Below are 15,948 nucleotides of genomic sequence, written 5' to 3' on the forward strand. Positions count from 1 at the left end.
AGAAGCGGTCCGAGACGGACTCTTCTAACGACCGGAGAGGAAAATGAAAAAGCGCCCGCTCGGGAAAACCGGCTTTGATATCGCGCCGCTGGTATTTGGCGGCAACGTCTTTGGCTGGACCATTGACGAGAAGGCCAGCTTCGACGTGCTGGACGCCTTCGTCGACCATGGCTTCGATGCCATCGATACCGCGGATGTCTATTCCCGCTGGAAGCCAGGTAACAAAGGCGGGGAATCCGAGACGATCATCGGCCGCTGGCTGAAAGCACGGCCGGGCGTCCGGGACAAGATGAAGATCTTCACCAAGGTTGGCTCCGATCTCGGCCAGCCCGGCCAGAAGGGCCTTGGCGAGACATGGATCCTTGAGGCCGCCGATCGATCTCTGTCCCGCCTCGGCATCGAGCGGATCGACCTCTATTTTTCCCATTGGCCGGATCAAACGCCCTTTGAGGAGACGCTGGGGGCCTATGATAAGCTGATCCGTGCCGGCAAAGTGAGGACGATCGGCGTTTCCAACGTCGATGCCGAACAGCTCGGCGCAGCCCTCTCGGTGTCGCGGCAACGGCATCTGCCGGCCTATCAGGTGCTTCAGCCCAACTATAGCCTTGCCGAACGCTCTCAGTTCGATGGGGCATTGCGCGATCTCTGCATGCACGAAGATATCGGCGTCGTACCCTACTACAGCCTGGCCGCTGGCTTCCTCTCCGGCAAGTATCGGTCGGCCGACGATCTCAAGGGCAGCAGCCGGGCGGGCAGTGTCGAGAAATACCTGAATGCGCGAGGCTTCGGCATTCTCGCCGCTATCGATCAGGTGGCCGAAGCCCATCACGCCAAGCCGGCGGAGGTGGCTCTTGCCTGGCTGATGGCACGGCCGGGCGTTACGGCGCCCATCGCCAGTGCGACCAAGGTGACGCATGTCGAGAGCTTTGCGCATGCAGCGACACTGCATATGACGCCGGCAGAGATCGAGTTGCTGGACAAGGCGAGCGCCTGACCTTCTGAAACACCGACCTGAAGGCGCTGGGGCCGATCCCGTACGGGCGACCCCGGCGCCGGTTTTATGGGGTCCACTCTGGGGGCACGTTCATCGGCCGCCGTCTCGTTCCACTTGGTCGAACGGCTGGAAGTGGTATGCATTCAGGCGACGGCGAACTGCCGCTCTCGTCCTGCGTGCTCGCGTCGTTAAGGCCCCTTCCGGCGAACTCCGGTTCACCGGAAAGGCTCTAACTCTTTGTTTTTTCGCAATTTCGGACGCAAAACCGGTTCCCACTTTTGCTGAAATTGCTCTAGAAATGCGCTTCCCGCATCAAGGCCACGCCGCGACTGGTGCCGATGCGGTTTGACCCCGCTTCGATCATCGCCATGGCCTCGATGAAGGACCGGATGCCACCGGATGCACTGACGCCGATTTTCGGTCCCACGGTGCGGCGCATCAACGCCACGGCTTCGACGCTGGCACCCTTCTGGGTAAAACCGGTCGATGTCTTGACGAAATCGGCGCCCGCTGCCTTGGCAGCCAGGGAAGCCGCAACGATCTCCTGGTCGGTCAGGAGGGCCGTTTCGAAGATGACCTTGAGCAGCACGTCGCCGCAGGCGGCCTTGAGCACGGCCACTTCCTCACCGATCGGACCGGCACCGACACTCTTCAGGGTGCCGATGGAGATCACCATATCGACTTCACTTGCCCCTTGGGCCGTCACCCATTCGACCTCGCGGCGCTTGACATCGGTCGGCGTCGCCCCGAGCGGAAAGCCGATCACCGAGCAGGTTTTTACCGGCGAACCGCGCAGCGCAGCGGCGACGCGCGGGATGTTGAGAGGATTGACGCAGACCGAGGCAAATTTCCACTGCAGCGCTTCGGCACAGAACTGATCGATATCCGCCTCGGTGGTATCCGGGCGCAGGATCGTGTGATCGATGATGGCGGCGAGCGCCGCCGATGACGTGATCGACATGATGCCTCCCAACTCATGCTCAGGCACAAAACGCATTCACTCGAACTATATCGAGCTTGTCCGACAGCGGAATGCACTTAAGGTCCAGTAGCATCGAATTGAATTCAATGCAGTTCACGACCTCGACACCTGCTAGCCTACCGGCCTTGCGCGGGGATCGCGCGCCGCTGTCCCGGCTTTGGCAACAGCCATCGCAGCCGACCGCCTTCAGGCAGCGACGCCGGTGTTGGCTCTGATGTAGTCGAGACACGGCCCGCTCCCGAGCGGCTGGGAGAAAAGATAGCCCTGGAAACGGCCGCAGCCGAGGTCGATGAACTTCGGCAGTTGCTCGGGCTGTTCGATGCCCTCCACCACCGCCCGGAGGCCGAGCGTACGGCTGAGCGCAATGATCGACCGGATCACGTGCTCGTTGAGATCGCCTTGGCTGGTAAAGGTGAGAGAGCGGTCGATCTTGAGCGTGTCGAGCGGCAGCTCGCGCAGATAATGCAGGGACGTATGCCCCATGCCGAAATCATCAAGTGCGATGCGGACACCGACGCTGCGCAGACGAAGCAGGGCGCCGAGCGCTTGAACGGCGGGCGTCAGCGAGGTGGACTCGGTGATTTCGAGCTCGAGAAGATCGGGCGCCAGCCCTTCCTCATCGAGGATTTTCAGAACCGTCCGGTCGAAATCGGCCTTTCGCAGTTGATGCGGCGATATGTTGACCGAGACGATCAGATCGGCAGGTACGAAGCCGCGCCACGCCGCGCGCTGACGGCAAGCGAGGCGGAGAACCCGCTCGCCCAACTGGTCGATGACACCCATATCCTCGGCCAGCGCCACCGTTACCGAAGGCGGGATAAGGCCGTAGACCTCGTGATTCCAACGCAGCAGCGCCTCGACGCCAAACACCCTTCGCTCATCGATGCAGACTTGCGGCTGATAATGAAGGTAGATCCGGTCCGACCCAAGCGCATCGTTGAGATCGCTGGCCAGTGCGCTGGCGAAGCGCCCGGCGGTCCCCGGCAGATCAATCAGCCGGTACCCCTGCACGATCTCATCGGATTCGGCCGCATCGAGCAGCGTCTGCATGGCCTTGGCGTTGGCGGCGAGCCGCACCCGCGCGGCGATGCGCACGAAAGGCCAGTAAATGAGGGTGCCGGCCGCCAGCGCCATGAGCTGTACTACAGTGCCGGCAGGCGACCCGGTGGTGAGATAGCCACTCAGGAGCGGTGGCATCGTCCAGGAAACAGCATGGCTGGCGACCGGCACGAAGCCAATAAGCGTCGCAAAATAGCCGAGCAATGCAAGGATAGCTGGCGTCAGGATGAAGGGGATGGCGTAGATCGGGTTCAGAATCAACGGCAGGCCGAACACCAGGGGTTCGTTGACATTGATCAGTGCCGGCAGGAGCGACAGCCAGGCGAGGCGACGGACCGAAGGTTCGCGATCGGCAAACAGCAAAGCGATGATCAGGCAGAGCGTCGAACCAGAACCGCCTAGGCCGCTGTAGACCGAAAAGAACGACCAGGTGATGACCTGAGTCTGGCCGCCCGCGCCGGGGTCGACCATGCTGGCCGACGTGACGATCTGCTGCAGCACCGGCCCCATCATGTTGGCGCCGTGTCCGCCCAGGAACCAGATCACCTGGCTGAGCAGCGTATAGCTCACAGCCAGGAATGCCGATGGCTTGGCATCGACAAAAGGGGCCGATATGGCTGCCGACAGGGCTGTTGTCAGATCCGGTCCACCGAGGTCGAGCTGTACCTGCCGGATCGTAGCGAAGGCTGCGATGGTGACCACTGCGGCCGGCAAGATGCACAGAAGATCTCCGACCAGCGGATCCGCGCCGAATCCGCTGAGCCGGAAGCGGAAGAGCGAACGCCTTGCAAGGTATAGAAAGAGGCAGCTGGCTCCGACCGCGACAACCAGTGCCGCCGGCAACCCGCGCGAGGATGAAAGGGCTTCTTTCCAGTGATCGAGCGTATCGGGCGCCACAACAATGAAAAAGCAGGAGAGCGCCACGATTGAAGCACTTGCCGGATTGACCGGGTGCCGATCGACGGCCGGCTTCGTCAAGCTGGCGAAGGAATAGGGAAAGCCGATGACCACGACCAGAGCGACGAGGCCGAAGGTGCCCTGAACAACGACGTCGCAGACCGCGCGTATGGTTCCCACCGTTTCGACCGGGAGCGCGGCCGCGATGGGAAGGGAAGTCAGCGCGGAGATGAAGAGAGCGAAGGCGCCGACCAGTACGAGCGGCAGCGACAGCAGCAGCGCACGTCGGAGAGCGGTCATCAGGGGCCAGGCAGCAAAGCGACCCATCATCTCGACAATCGAAAAGGATTGGCGGCCGGACGATCGAGTATTCCCGGCGTCGGGAACGGCTGACACGGACACCGGGCCCGGTTGCATGGCCGCTGCTCCCGCATGTCTCTCATCTGCGATCGGCTCATCTGTCATGGCTGTCGCCCGCCCCGTAGCGCTGTCGCTGCACTTCTTCGACAGCGGCCTGGGTCGGCATCCTTGACTAAAATCGTTGCCGAAATACTGAATAGGTAGACGAAGGCCCCTATTGTTCAACGAAAGCGAGTATTTCGGCGACAAGGGACAGGCCACTCACAAGGCTGAAACGATTGTTCGGAGCAAGAGCGTCATTTTCCGGAGAATTCCGCACTTTAGGCAAAGGCATTGCATCGCTATGCGGCTCTCACGCGTGCATCTCATTGACGCGAAAAGATGTTCCACCGGTGGACGCAAGCCGTCCGGCGACAATCGGTGTAACGAGGAATTTCGTGGGATCTTGAAGTTAAGGTTATTGAGAGGTTGCCGGCATAGCCTTGAAATCGACTGTAGCGCTCGCATCGGGGCCATATTATTAACATATGGTTGACTGGAGAAGCTGTACGGGCCGGCTTTTCGTTATTCGGCTCGGTCGATTGGTTGGATAGGCGGACTTGTTCTGCCGGCGCCACTGGTCGTGACGCCCCGATGTCGGGAAAGGTGGAGACGCGACATGTCCGGCGGAGCAGATCTGTTCAGAGTTTTGAGCCAGACGGAAAACGTCGGGGCGCTCATTGCCGACACCCGGCCGTCCCTGGTCGTCGACCGAACCGGCTGTCGCCTACTCTGGGCCAACGCCGCTGGCGCGGCATTCTTCGGAATCGCAACGGTCGAAAAGCTGACGGCATTGCGCTTTTCGGCCGCATCGCCCTTCGCCCGCCGCATCACCGCGCTGGACGACACGTTGGCCAGCGGTCAGGACCGTATCGAACGGTTGCCGCTCCAGCGCGGTTTGTTGCCGCGTCCAACGGTCTGCAAAGCAAGCCGGGTGACAGCGGACGGCATCAAGGCCATCCTGCTGACCATCGTCGATGGTACGGGGTCGTTCGTCGGCGACCCGACCGCCGCTTTCGCCACCTTGGCGGCAACCGCCGTACCGGAGACAACGCCAGAGCCGGACCCTGAGCCTGTCGAGAATATCGCTGCCGTTCCTGCCGTCGTCCCCACGGACGCCGACGATTTGGCTGATACGGACATGGTCGAGCCGGCCGAAGCGGCATCTGAAGAAATGGCGTTCGCCCCGGCGGCGGAAAATGATGAGTCGGTTGCCGACGCGACGGTTCCCGAAGTTATCGACGCCGCTTCGGAGGAAATACCTTTCAACGCGGCTGAACCCTCTCCCGAGGAAGCGTCGCCGGAACCAGCCGCTGACGCCGCGATCACCGTTCACGAGGACCTAACCGAGAGCGTAAAGGCGATCGAGGAAGAACCGGCAGCGCTGCTGGAGGTCCTTCCTGAAGAGAGGTTATCCGAGCCCGTCGAGACGACCACAGTCGCCGAGACGGCCGTGCCATCCGAGCCGAATGAACCTGCCGAGACGCCCATCGAAGTCATTCCGTCCGAAGTGGCCGAACATGACGAGGCGACCGCTGAAGAAGCATCGCCCGAACCGGTCGAGGCGCCGGCGGCGCCCACCTTTACCTTCCCGGCGCATGGTCGTGCCGTGCGCTTCGTTTTCGAGCTGGATCCGCAGCTCGCCTTCACTTTTGTTTCGTCCGATCTTGCGGCCACGGTTGGCCCAGGCATGGCCGACATTCTCGGTCGTAGCTGGACGGAGGTCGCCGGTCGTCTCGAGTTCGATCCGGGTGGTCGGATCGCCGAGGCGCTTGGTCGTCGCGATACTTTCACCGGCCTTACCGTCGACTGGCCGGTGGAAGGTGAAAACCTGCGCGTACCAGCCGATCTGGCCGGCATGCCGGTGTTCGGCCGCGAGCGGTCGTTCCGGGGTTATCGCGGCTTCGGCGTCCTGAAGACGGGGGCCGCCTTCGAGGCACCGGTGCCAGCCGAGCCGATCATCCTCTCCGAACCGGATGGCGCGGCTCCGCTGCCGATCGTTGACGAAATGCAACCGGCAGACGGGACTGACATGTCGGCTGAGCCGGCAGTACTCCCCGTCGTCGACGATATCGCCCCCGAACAGGCACCCGCCGCAGCGCTCGAGAGCTTCGGCGATCTATCTCCGACAATAGATGAAACCGTGTCGGAGGAGCCGATAGCGCCTATCACGGAAGTCGTCACCGAGCCCGAAAACACCGCCCCGGAAGCGGTGGAAGAGCTCGATCAGGTCGAGGCGGACAATGTCGCCGAAGACGGCAATTCCGGCGAATCCGACCTATCGGATGCTGAGGTAGATACGGCCTCCGAACATCTCGACCCGTCCGCTGCTGACGGCGAGGTCGCTTCGGAAGAAGAAGCCCCCGGGGAGCCAGACGAACCAACTGAAGTTGTCTTGGAGGCCACTCCTTCCGAGTCGATCGTTTCCGCTGAAGAGCTTGCTCCGGAAGCGGCGGAGCCGGTGACCGACGAACCCGTCGAGGCTGTTCCTGAAAGTCAGGATTCTACGCCGGCAGACAACGCTGGTGGCGAGCCTGTCGTTGCCGAAGAGCCGTCGGCCGAGACGGACGAATTGCAGGAACCGTTGCCACTCATAACGCCACCGCCGGAAGAAGAAGCGGTAGATGTGGCCGATCCCGAACCGGCCGTTCCGTCGGTTCCCGAAGTCGTGTCGTCGCCAGTGGAGCCACACCGCACTTTTGCCAGCCTGACGGGCGACAAGGCGCGAGCGCTTTCCAAGCCCGAGCGCGACGCCTTCGACAAGATCGCCGAGGCGCTGGCCGATGCCTTCGGCCCGCGTATCCTTTCCGATTCCGCCAGCCGCGCCATCGTTCCGCAAGGACCGGTGGTGGAGCGCAAGGCGGAGGTGCCGGCGGATACCGGCCCGACGGTCGACATCGCCCTGCTGGACAAGTTGCCGATAGCGCTTGCCATCCTGCGAGGCGGCGACATCATCCATGCCAACAAGGCTTTTCTCGATCTCTGCGGCTATCCCGACGTTGCCGCGATCGATGCCGACGGCGGCTTTGCTCAGGTCTTTGAAGGGGCGGCGCTCAATCGAGATGCGGCCATTCCCGCCATTCGCCGGCGCGATGGCGTGGAGATTCCCGTGTCGGCGCGGTTGCACTCCATGCCGATGGAGGGAGGAATCGCCTCTCTGCTGGTCGTGCAGGAAACGGTCGCGACAACCAGTCGAGATCGCCTCGCCACCGCCGAGCAGCGCACAGAGGACATGGAGGCCATTCTCGACACCGCTACCGACGGCGTACTGGTGCTCGATCAGAAGGGGCTGGTGATCGGCGCCAACAGATCGGCCGAAGCGCTGTTCGGCAACGAACGGTCGCACATGATCGGCATGGCCTTCGTCGACCTTCTGGCGCCGGAAAGCCACCGCTCGGCCCTCGACTACCTCGACGGCCTCAGCCGCAATGCGCTTTCCAGCGTGCTCAACGATGGGCGCGAGGTAATCGGCCGCGTTGCCGGCGGTGGTCTGGTGCCGCTGTTCATGACCATCGGCCGCGTGTCGGCGACCAAGTTCTGCGCCGTGCTGCGGGACATTACCCAGTGGAAACGGGCGGAGGAGGAGCTGACCTCGGCGAAGAAGGCAGCGGAAAACGCCTCGTCGCAGAAGTCCGACTTCCTGGCCAAGATGAGCCATGAGATCCGCACGCCGCTCAATGCCATCATCGGCTTCTCCGAAGTGATGATGGAAGAGCGCTTCGGCCCGGTCGGTAACGACCGTTACAAGGAATACCTACGCGACATCCACGTGTCGGGCACTCACATCATGAGCCTCGTCAACGACCTCCTGGATCTCTCGAAGATCGAGGCGGGCAAGCTCGAGCTGACGTTCGAAGCGGTGGGGCTCAACGATGTGGTGCGGGAATGCGCTGCGCTGATGCAGCCGCAGGCCAACCGCGAGCGGATCATCATCCGTACCTCGTTGTCGTCCAGTCTGCCGCCGGTGGTGGCCGACAATCGCAGCCTTCGCCAGATCATCCTGAACCTTCTGTCCAACGCCGTGAAGTTCAACTCGGCGGGCGGACAGGTGATCGTCTCGACGCTCTATGAGGAATCCGGCGAGGTGGTGCTCAGGGTGCGCGATACCGGCCAGGGCATGAGCGAGGGCGACATCGTCAAGGCCATGGAACCGTTCCGCCAGTTGTCGACCTCGCGGACCGGCGGCGGCACCGGCCTCGGCCTGCCGCTGACCAAGGCGCTGGTCGAAGCCAACCGCGCCGCCTTCCAGATCGACTCGACACCCGGTCAGGGCACGATGATCCAGATCACCTTCCCCTCGACACGAGTCCTCGCCGAATAACCAAACGGTAAGACAAACTGCGAAAATGCAGCACCCGGCGGACCTATCCGCCGGGTGTTTTGCATCGCTTGGTCATGAAAATCAGACGAAATTGAGCCCTGCGCTCATCGCCCGGCAGGCCTGCAGCGCCGCGTGCGGAGTTCCACGTGCTTGAAAATGAAATTGAGAATGATTATCAACAAAGGCGCGGCAACAAGGGACATTTCCCGCCGTTCCAGCGGAAACGCGGAGAGCTACAGGCGTCGCCAATGGCGCCCCGGAGTTCATCGATGATCGTCTGTCACTGCAATGTTTTGACCGTCGAAGACATCCAGGGAGCTGTCGACGAACTCCTTGCCGAGATGCCCCTCCGCGTTATCACGCCCGGCCTCGTCTATCGCCGCCTCGGAACGCGCGGCCGCTGCTGCGGCTGCTTTCCTCTCGCCATCGACGTGATCAACGCGCATATCGAAAAGCGGCTCGCCGGTGATGACCTCGCCGAACGTCGCCAGCAGATCGTCGAGCAGCAGCGCGCCTATCGCGACAGCATGCAGCAACGCCGTCGTATCGCCGCCAATGCCTGAGCATCGGCGGTGAAACGACCCAGCCGGGAACGCTTCTATCAGTCGACCTTGTCGGTGCTGTCGGCGTTGAGCTGGATGTAGGCGACCTCACCGATCTTGTCGTAGAGCGAGATCTGCGACTCCAGGAAATCGATGTGGCCTTCCTCATCCTTCAAAAGGTCGGTGAACAACTCCATCGAGACGTAATCGCCTTCCTCGGCGCAGAGCAGGCGCGAGGCACGGTAGGAGTTGCGCGCGTCGATCTCGCCGGCCAGATCCGCCTCGAGAATTTCACGCACGGTCTGGCCGATACGCAGCGGCGGAATGGTCTGAAGGTTCGGATGTCCCTCAAGGAAGATGATGCGGGAAATCAGCCGGTCGGCGTGATGCATTTCCTCGATCGATTCCTCGCGCTCCTTCTTGGCGAACTTGGTGACGCCCATGTCATCGAGGAGCCGGTAATGAAGCCAATATTGGTTGACCGCGCCGAGTTCGAGGAAAAGCGCCTCGTTGAGACGCTCAATGACTTTCTCATTCCCACGCATGAAAACCTCCTTGGTTAGAATTCTTCTAACTTACGGTAAGTCGCAAGAAATGCAAGCTGTCTTCAGGTGGGCGCCCCGTCCGGCTCACCCGAAATCAAACTAGAAGCAAATGGCTAGCGTTGGCAATTGACCCGAGGTCGGTATCCTCGACCCGGATTTGCCGAAGGCGTAAACGGGCTCCGGCGCCGGAGCTCAACCGGCGAGGAAGACCGCGCGCTCGGCTTTCTCTTTCTCCACCTGCGAACGGTGCGAAATAACCGAGGCCACGATAACGCCAACGGCGATCACCGAGATCAGGATGGTTGAGATGGCATTGATTTCCGGCGTCACGCCGAGGCGGACCATCGAATAGATCTTGATCGGCAACGTAGTGGCGCCGGGGCCGGTGTTGAAGGAGGCGATCACCAGATCGTCGAGCGACAGCGTGAAGGCCAGCATCCATCCGGCGACAACGCCGGGGAGGATCAGCGGCAAGGTAATCAGGAAGAAGGTCTTTACCGGCGGGCAGCCGAGATCGAGGGCCGCCTCCTCCAGGCTGCGGTCGAGCGTGACGAGACGCGACTGCACCACCACGGCGACGAAGCACATGGTGAGCGTCGTATGGGCGATGACTACGGTCCAGAAGCCGCGATCGAAGCCGACGGCGACGAACAGCAGGAGAAGCGACAGGCCGGTAATGACCTCCGGCATGACCAGGGGGGCATAGACCATGCCCGAGAACAGGGCACGACCGTGGAACTTGTTGTAACGATCGAGCACCAGAGCCGCCATGGTGCCGAGGACAGTGGCGAACGAGGCCGAGAGAATGCCGACGCGAATGGTCACCCAGGCGGCGTCGATGATCGCCTCATCATGCAACAACTCGACGTACCAGCGCGATGAGAAGCCGCCCCAGACCGTCACCAGCTTCGAGGCGTTGAACGAATAGACCACCAGGATGAGGATCGGCACGTAGAGGAAGGCGAAGCCCAGCACCAGCGAGGTGACATTGAACCAGCTCGTCGTCTTGTTCATGGCGCTCCCTCAAGCCTTCTTCTGCTGGTTCTGGAAGATGACGATCGGCACCACCAGGATGATCAGCAGCACCACAGCCACCGCCGAGGAGACCGGCCAGTCGCGATTGTTGAAGAACTCGGCCCACAGCGTCTTGCCGATCATCAGCGTTCCGGATCCGCCGAGCAGATCGGGGATGACGAACTCGCCGACGATCGGAATGAAGCACAAGAAGCAGCCGGCGATGACGCCCGGCAGCGACAGCGGGAAGGTGATCACCCAGAAGGACTTCATGGGCGGGCAGCCGAGATCGGCAGCCGCTTCGAGGAGTGTCGCGTCCAGCTTTTCGAGGGCGGCGTAGAGCGGCAGCACCATGAAGGGCAGATAGGAATAGACGATACCGATGAAGACGGCAGTCTCGGTGTTGTAGATGTGGATCTGTTCGCCCGGGCCAAGGATTCCCAGCCCCTGCAGGGCGATGGTGATCAGACCCTCCGGCTTCAGGATGCCGATCCAGGCGTAGACGCGGATCAGGAAGCTGGTCCAGAACGGCAGGATCACCGCCATGACCAACGCGTTGCGCACGCTCTTGGGCGCGCGGGCCATGCCATAGGCGATCGGGTAGCCGACGATCAGCAGCAGCACCGTCGATATCAGCGCGATCCGAAGGCTGGAGAGATAGGCCGAATAGTAAAGCGGGTCCTCGCCGAGGAACATGTAGTTGTCGAGAGAGAAGTCCGTCAGCTTCGACCAGAACTCGCCGAGCGTGTTGATGACCGGCGTATAGGGCGGCATGGCGATCGCCGTCTGTGACAGCGATATCTTGAGGATGATCAGGAACGGCGCGAGGAAGAACATCAGGCTCCACAGATAGGGAACCGCCACCAGCGCCCATTTGGCGACAAAGGGCCTCATTCCTTGCGTCCCGCGCTCCGCCATAGCCCGTTCCTTCATTTCAGCAGGATGATGCCGGCGTCGGCCGGCCAGGTCAGATACACCTTGTCTTCCCAGGTGATCGGCCGTTCGACCATGCGTGTCAGGTTGGCAACCGTCGCTTTGACGATGGAGCCACCGGCCAGACGGACGCGGTAAACCGAGATATCGCCGAGGTAGCCGATGTCCCAAACTTCGCCGGAGAGCACATTGGGCGTGCCGGCCGGAGGCGCTTCCAGCGAAATCTGGACCTTCTCGGGCCGAATGGCAAAGCCCGCCTCAGCGCCGACGGCGACCTCGCCCGTTCCGGTCTCGGCCATGATGGTGGCATCGACGCTGGCGCTGTGAAGTGTGGCAATGCCATCCTTCACGGCCGACACCGTGCCGTCGATCAGGTTGATGTCCCCGATGAAATCGGCAACGTAGCGCGTGGCAGGCTGTTCATAGATCTCAGAAGCGGTGCCGATCTGGGCGATGATGCCGTGGTTCATGACGGCAATGCGGTCGGAAACCGTCATCGCCTCTTCCTGGTCGTGGGTGACGATCAGGAAGGTCATGCCGAGCTCGACCTGGATGTCCATCAGTTCGAACTGCGTTTCCTCGCGCAGCTTCTTGTCGAGCGCGCCGAGCGGCTCATCAAGCAGCAGCACCTTCGGGCGCTTGGCCAGCGAACGGGCCAGCGCCACGCGCTGACGCTGGCCGCCGGAAAGCTGATGCGGCTTGCGCTTGGCGAACTTCTCGAGCTTGACCAGGCTGAGCATTTCAGCGACGCGGGTATTGATACTGGAAGTGTCCATGCCCTCCTGCTTGAGGCCGAAGGCGATGTTGCCCTCCACCGTCATATGTGGGAACAGCGCGTAGGACTGAAACATCATGTTGACCGGCCGCTTATAGGGCGGAATGCCGGACAGGTCCTTGCCGTCAAGAAGAATGCGCCCCTCGGTCGGCTGTTCGAAGCCGGCAAGCATGCGCATCAGCGTCGTCTTGCCGCAGCCCGACGGCCCCAGCAGCGCAAAGAACTCGCGCTCGTAGATGTCGAGGGTCAGATTGTCGACGGCGGTAAAGTCGCCGAAGCGCTTGGTGACGTTCTCAAAGCGGATGAACGGCTTGAGCGTCGGATCGTCCCAGGGAGCAAACTTGCGCTTGATCGGCCCAACCGCCTCGATCATCTTCGGAACCCTCGTTTCCACCAAGCCTGACGTGCCACCATGACCCGTCACATGCAAGCACCCGGCCAGAGGGCCGGGCGCTTTTCGACAGTTCCTTGTGTCAACTTGCCAGAACGCCGGCGCATTGGCATATCGGGTACATAAATTTCCCATCCGCGTCAGGCACGTAGGAGCTCTGGCCCGAAGATGGGACGCCGCGTTGAACGGCGCCCCAAAGCATCACATGCCCGTCTTGACCGACGTCCAGACGCGGGTCAGCACCCGCTGAGCCTTGGCGTCGTAGGGTGTGGTCGAGAACAGGTTGGCCAGCGTGTCCTTGTTGGGATAGATCGAAGTATCCGCCAGAATGGCCGGATCGACGAACTTCTGCGAGGCGAGATTGCCGTTGGCATAAGCGACGTAGTTGGTCGACTTGGCGATGATTTCAGGCTTCATCATGAAGTTCATGAAGGCATGCGCGGCGTCGGGGTTCGGCGCATCCTTGGGGATCGCCATGATGTCGAACCACATGTTGGCGCCTTCCTTGGGGATGACATAGTTGATGGTCACGCCGTTCTTGGCATCCTTCGCCCGGTTGCGCGCTTGCAGGATGTCGCCGGAATAACCGACGGCAACGCAGATGTCGCCGTTGGCGAGTGCATTGATATATTCAGACGAATGGAATTTCTGGACGTAAGGCTTGACCGAAGCGAGCAGCTTGCCCGCTGCCTCCATGTCGGCAGGGTCCTTGGAGTCCGGGTTCTTGCCGAGATACTTGAGCGCCGCAGGGATCAGCTCCTCGGACGCATCGAGGAACTGCACACCACAGTCCTTGAACTTCGAGATGATCTCCGGCTTGAACACCATGTCCCAGCTATTGACCGGCGCGTCGGGCATGATCGCCTTGATCTTGTCGACGTTGTAGCCAATGCCGGTGGTGCCCCACATATAATCGATGCCGTACTGGTTGCCCGGATCGTATTGGGCGACGCGGCTCATCACTTCTGGCCACATGTTGGAAAGGTTGGGCAGCTTGGACTTGTCGAGCGGCTGGTAGACGCCCGCTGCAATCTGCCGCGCCAGGAACGGACCGGTGATGACCACCACGTCATAGCCCGAGCCGCCGGCCAGCATCTTGGTCTCGACGATGTCCTGATTGTCGAACACGTCGTAGACCACCTTGATGCCGGTCTCCTTGGTGAACTCCTGCAGCACGGATTCGTCGATGTAGTCGGACCAGTTGTAGACGTTGACAACCTTGTCCTCGGCCACGGCGCCCGTCGCGAGCGCGATCGTCAGCGCGGCGGCACCCAGAAGACGCTGTCTCACCATTTTCGTCATGCTCCCTGTCCCCTGTCGCGGCCGCCCCTTGGTCTTCGCAATGGCGAAGCCGGCGGGGTCGGTCCAGCTCCGGCGCTTTTGCAATAGAACGACTGGGGGAATCCGGCGTTCTACGCACACGGCGGTCGGGCGCATTTATGCACAGCGGCGAGATGACGACAACTGGTTGCTGCCTATTTTCTAGCGCATGGCATTTTCTCACCACCCATCGCGGCGAACCCGGCGAAAATGCAATTGCGCCAACCGGAAAATATCATCACAAATAACGGGGTCTGCATTTTCCGAAACACAAAGGCGTGCGTTCGGACGGGCGGGATGGAAGAGGCTCCCGCCTTCGCGCGCCAGCAACGAAAGAAAGCAATCATGAGTCTGATTTCGACCGAACCCAAGGACGCGCCGAGGGTCGGCGAACACAAGCCGGAGCGGGGCGTCGATACGCTCGCCGAGGCAAAAACCTGGCTCAAGGAGCGGGGCATCGAGGACATCGAATGCATCACGCCGGATCTTGCCGGCGTCGCCCGCGGCAAACTGATGCCGGCGGACAAGTTCTTCTCCTCGACCGTCATGTCGATGCCATCGTCCGTGTTCACCACGACGATCACCGGCGAGTATCCCGAAGAGGATGATGCCTTCCAGCACGACCCATCGGACGGCGACGTGTTCCTGAAGCCGGACTTCTCGACGCTGACCGCCGTGCCCTGGGCGTCGGAGCCCACCGCACAGATCATCCACGACGCCTTCCACCGAGACGGCCGGGCGTTCGACCTCGGGCCGCGACAGATCCTCAGAAAGATCATCGGTCTTTACGAGCGCGAAGGCCTGCGCGCGGTGGTGGCGCCGGAAATCGAGTTCTATCTCGTCAAGCAGAACCTCGATCCTGATTATCCGCTCGAGCCGCCGATCGGCCGTTCTGGTCGCGCAGAGGCGAGCCGGCAGTCCTATTCGATCCAGCACGTCAACGAGTTCGACGACCTGTTCGACGACATCTACGAATTCTCCGAAAAACAGGGCCTGGAGATCGATACGCTGATCCACGAGGAAGGCGCGGCGCAGATGGAGATCAATCTCCGCCACGGTGATCCGCTCGCCCTTGCCGATCAGGTGTTCACCTTCAAGCGGACGATCCGCGAGGCGGCCTTACGGCACAAGATGTACGCCACCTTCATGGCCAAGCCGATGAGCCGAGAACCGGGTTCGGCCATGCATATCCACCAGTCGGTGGTGGATATCGAAACCGGTCGCAACGTCTTCTCCGATGAAGAGGGCAACCCGACGCCCGCCTTCTTCTCCTTCATTGCCGGCCTTCAGAGATTTCTGCCGGCGGTGATGTGCATCCTCGCCCCTTACGTCAATTCCTTCCGCCGGCTAACACGCGGCACGGCGGCGCCCATCAACGTTCATTGGGGCTACGACAATCGGACCGTCGGCATCCGGGTGCCCAATTCTGGGCCGGGCTCGCGGCGCGTCGAAAACCGGGTGCCGTCCTCGGACGCCAACCCCTATCTCGCTGTCGCCGCCTCGCTGGCCTGCGGTCTTCTCGGCATGCAACAGCGGCTGGCGCCGGAGGAACCCATCTCGGGATCGGCTCGCGATCTGCCGTTCGGCCTGCCGCGCGGCCTCCTGGAGGCACTAGCGCTGTTCGAAGACAGCAGCGATCTGGCCGATGTCTTCGGCCCGCGCTTCATGGCCACCTACAGGGCGATCAAGCAGCAGGAATACGAGACTTTCATGAACGTCATTTCCAGCTGGGAGCGACAGCATCTCCTGCTGGCGGTGTGAGGATATTGTCCACGC

At 61.7% G+C, this 15,948-nt stretch carries 11 protein-coding genes; 4 read left to right on the forward strand and 7 right to left on the reverse strand.

Annotation, left to right across the window (positions count from 1 at the left end; genetic code table 11):
• Positions 1–43 precede the first annotated feature (43 nt).
• Positions 44–994, forward strand: coding sequence for an aldo/keto reductase (locus G522_RS0102520; RefSeq protein WP_026789702.1), 951 nt, complete (start codon positions 44–46; stop codon positions 992–994).
• 292 nt (positions 995–1,286) lie between these two features.
• Here the strand turns inward: G522_RS0102520 and deoC are convergent, their stop codons facing one another.
• Both deoC and G522_RS0102530 read right to left on the reverse strand, forming a co-directional pair.
• A complete protein-coding gene (gene deoC / locus G522_RS0102525) occupies positions 1,287–1,955 on the reverse strand; it encodes a deoxyribose-phosphate aldolase (RefSeq protein WP_026789703.1) in 669 nt (222 codons plus the stop codon).
• A 207-nt stretch (positions 1,956–2,162) separates the two neighbouring features.
• Positions 2,163–4,262, reverse strand: coding sequence for a PTS sugar transporter subunit IIC/EAL domain-containing protein (locus G522_RS0102530; protein WP_051228223.1), 2,100 nt, complete (start codon positions 4,260–4,262; stop codon positions 2,163–2,165).
• Between the two features lie 688 nt (positions 4,263–4,950).
• Between G522_RS0102530 and G522_RS0102535 the strand changes: the two genes are divergently transcribed.
• Both G522_RS0102535 and G522_RS28755 read left to right on the forward strand, forming a co-directional pair.
• Complete coding sequence (locus G522_RS0102535; RefSeq protein WP_051228137.1) at positions 4,951–8,652, forward strand: PAS domain-containing sensor histidine kinase; 3,702 nt, start codon at positions 4,951–4,953, stop codon at positions 8,650–8,652.
• A gap of 269 nt (positions 8,653–8,921) precedes the next feature.
• Positions 8,922–9,215, forward strand: coding sequence for a (2Fe-2S)-binding protein (locus tag G522_RS28755; protein ID WP_051228139.1), 294 nt, complete (start codon positions 8,922–8,924; stop codon positions 9,213–9,215).
• A gap of 38 nt (positions 9,216–9,253) precedes the next feature.
• On the opposite strand, the gene bfr is transcribed toward G522_RS28755, so the two are convergent.
• From bfr to G522_RS0102565, 5 genes are all read right to left on the reverse strand, one after another.
• The gene (gene bfr, locus G522_RS0102545) at positions 9,254–9,739 is read right to left on the reverse strand and encodes a bacterioferritin (RefSeq protein WP_026789706.1); all 486 of its coding nucleotides are present in this window, start codon (positions 9,737–9,739) and stop codon (positions 9,254–9,256) included.
• 192 nt (positions 9,740–9,931) lie between these two features.
• The gene (locus tag G522_RS0102550; protein WP_026789707.1) at positions 9,932–10,753 is read right to left on the reverse strand and encodes an ABC transporter permease; all 822 of its coding nucleotides are present in this window, start codon (positions 10,751–10,753) and stop codon (positions 9,932–9,934) included.
• 9 nt (positions 10,754–10,762) lie between these two features.
• Positions 10,763–11,647, reverse strand: a complete 885-nt coding sequence (locus G522_RS0102555; protein WP_245586572.1) for an ABC transporter permease subunit — start codon at positions 11,645–11,647, stop codon at positions 10,763–10,765.
• A 35-nt stretch (positions 11,648–11,682) separates the two neighbouring features.
• Complete coding sequence (locus G522_RS0102560; protein WP_026789709.1) at positions 11,683–12,834, reverse strand: ABC transporter ATP-binding protein; 1,152 nt, start codon at positions 12,832–12,834, stop codon at positions 11,683–11,685.
• A 219-nt stretch (positions 12,835–13,053) separates the two neighbouring features.
• On the reverse strand, positions 13,054–14,145 hold the full coding sequence (locus G522_RS0102565) for a polyamine ABC transporter substrate-binding protein (RefSeq protein ID WP_036837869.1): 1,092 nt from the start codon (positions 14,143–14,145) through the stop codon (positions 13,054–13,056).
• 372 nt (positions 14,146–14,517) lie between these two features.
• Here G522_RS0102565 and G522_RS0102570 point away from each other — a divergent pair, with 372 nt between their 5' ends.
• Positions 14,518–15,933: a glutamine synthetase family protein gene (locus G522_RS0102570; protein WP_051228224.1), complete on the forward strand. Its 1,416-nt coding sequence runs from the start codon at positions 14,518–14,520 to the stop codon at positions 15,931–15,933.
• The last annotated feature ends 15 nt before the right edge of the window (positions 15,934–15,948 follow it).

The sequence above is a fragment of the Pleomorphomonas oryzae DSM 16300 genome (assembly GCF_000422965.1).
Taxonomy (GTDB): Bacteria; Pseudomonadota; Alphaproteobacteria; order Rhizobiales; family Pleomorphomonadaceae; genus Pleomorphomonas; species Pleomorphomonas oryzae.

What these genes read in the sequence shown, in the direction of transcription:
- G522_RS0102520 (WP_026789702.1), top strand. Translation starts at nt 44, where the DNA reads ATGAAAAAGCGCCCGCTCGGGAAAACCGGCTTTGATATCGCGCCGCTG.
- deoC (WP_026789703.1), bottom strand. Translation starts at nt 1,955, where the DNA reads ATGTCGATCACGTCATCGGCGGCGCTCGCCGCCATCATCGATCACACG.
- G522_RS0102530 (WP_051228223.1), bottom strand. Translation starts at nt 4,262, where the DNA reads ATGATGGGTCGCTTTGCTGCCTGGCCCCTGATGACCGCTCTCCGACGT.
- G522_RS0102535 (WP_051228137.1), top strand. Translation starts at nt 4,951, where the DNA reads ATGTCCGGCGGAGCAGATCTGTTCAGAGTTTTGAGCCAGACGGAAAAC.
- G522_RS28755 (WP_051228139.1), top strand. Translation starts at nt 8,922, where the DNA reads ATGATCGTCTGTCACTGCAATGTTTTGACCGTCGAAGACATCCAGGGA.
- bfr (WP_026789706.1), bottom strand. Translation starts at nt 9,739, where the DNA reads ATGCGTGGGAATGAGAAAGTCATTGAGCGTCTCAACGAGGCGCTTTTC.
- G522_RS0102550 (WP_026789707.1), bottom strand. Translation starts at nt 10,753, where the DNA reads ATGAACAAGACGACGAGCTGGTTCAATGTCACCTCGCTGGTGCTGGGC.
- G522_RS0102555 (WP_245586572.1), bottom strand. Translation starts at nt 11,647, where the DNA reads ATGAGGCCCTTTGTCGCCAAATGGGCGCTGGTGGCGGTTCCCTATCTG.
- G522_RS0102560 (WP_026789709.1), bottom strand. Translation starts at nt 12,834, where the DNA reads ATGATCGAGGCGGTTGGGCCGATCAAGCGCAAGTTTGCTCCCTGGGAC.
- G522_RS0102565 (WP_036837869.1), bottom strand. Translation starts at nt 14,145, where the DNA reads ATGGTGAGACAGCGTCTTCTGGGTGCCGCCGCGCTGACGATCGCGCTC.
- G522_RS0102570 (WP_051228224.1), top strand. Translation starts at nt 14,518, where the DNA reads ATGAGTCTGATTTCGACCGAACCCAAGGACGCGCCGAGGGTCGGCGAA.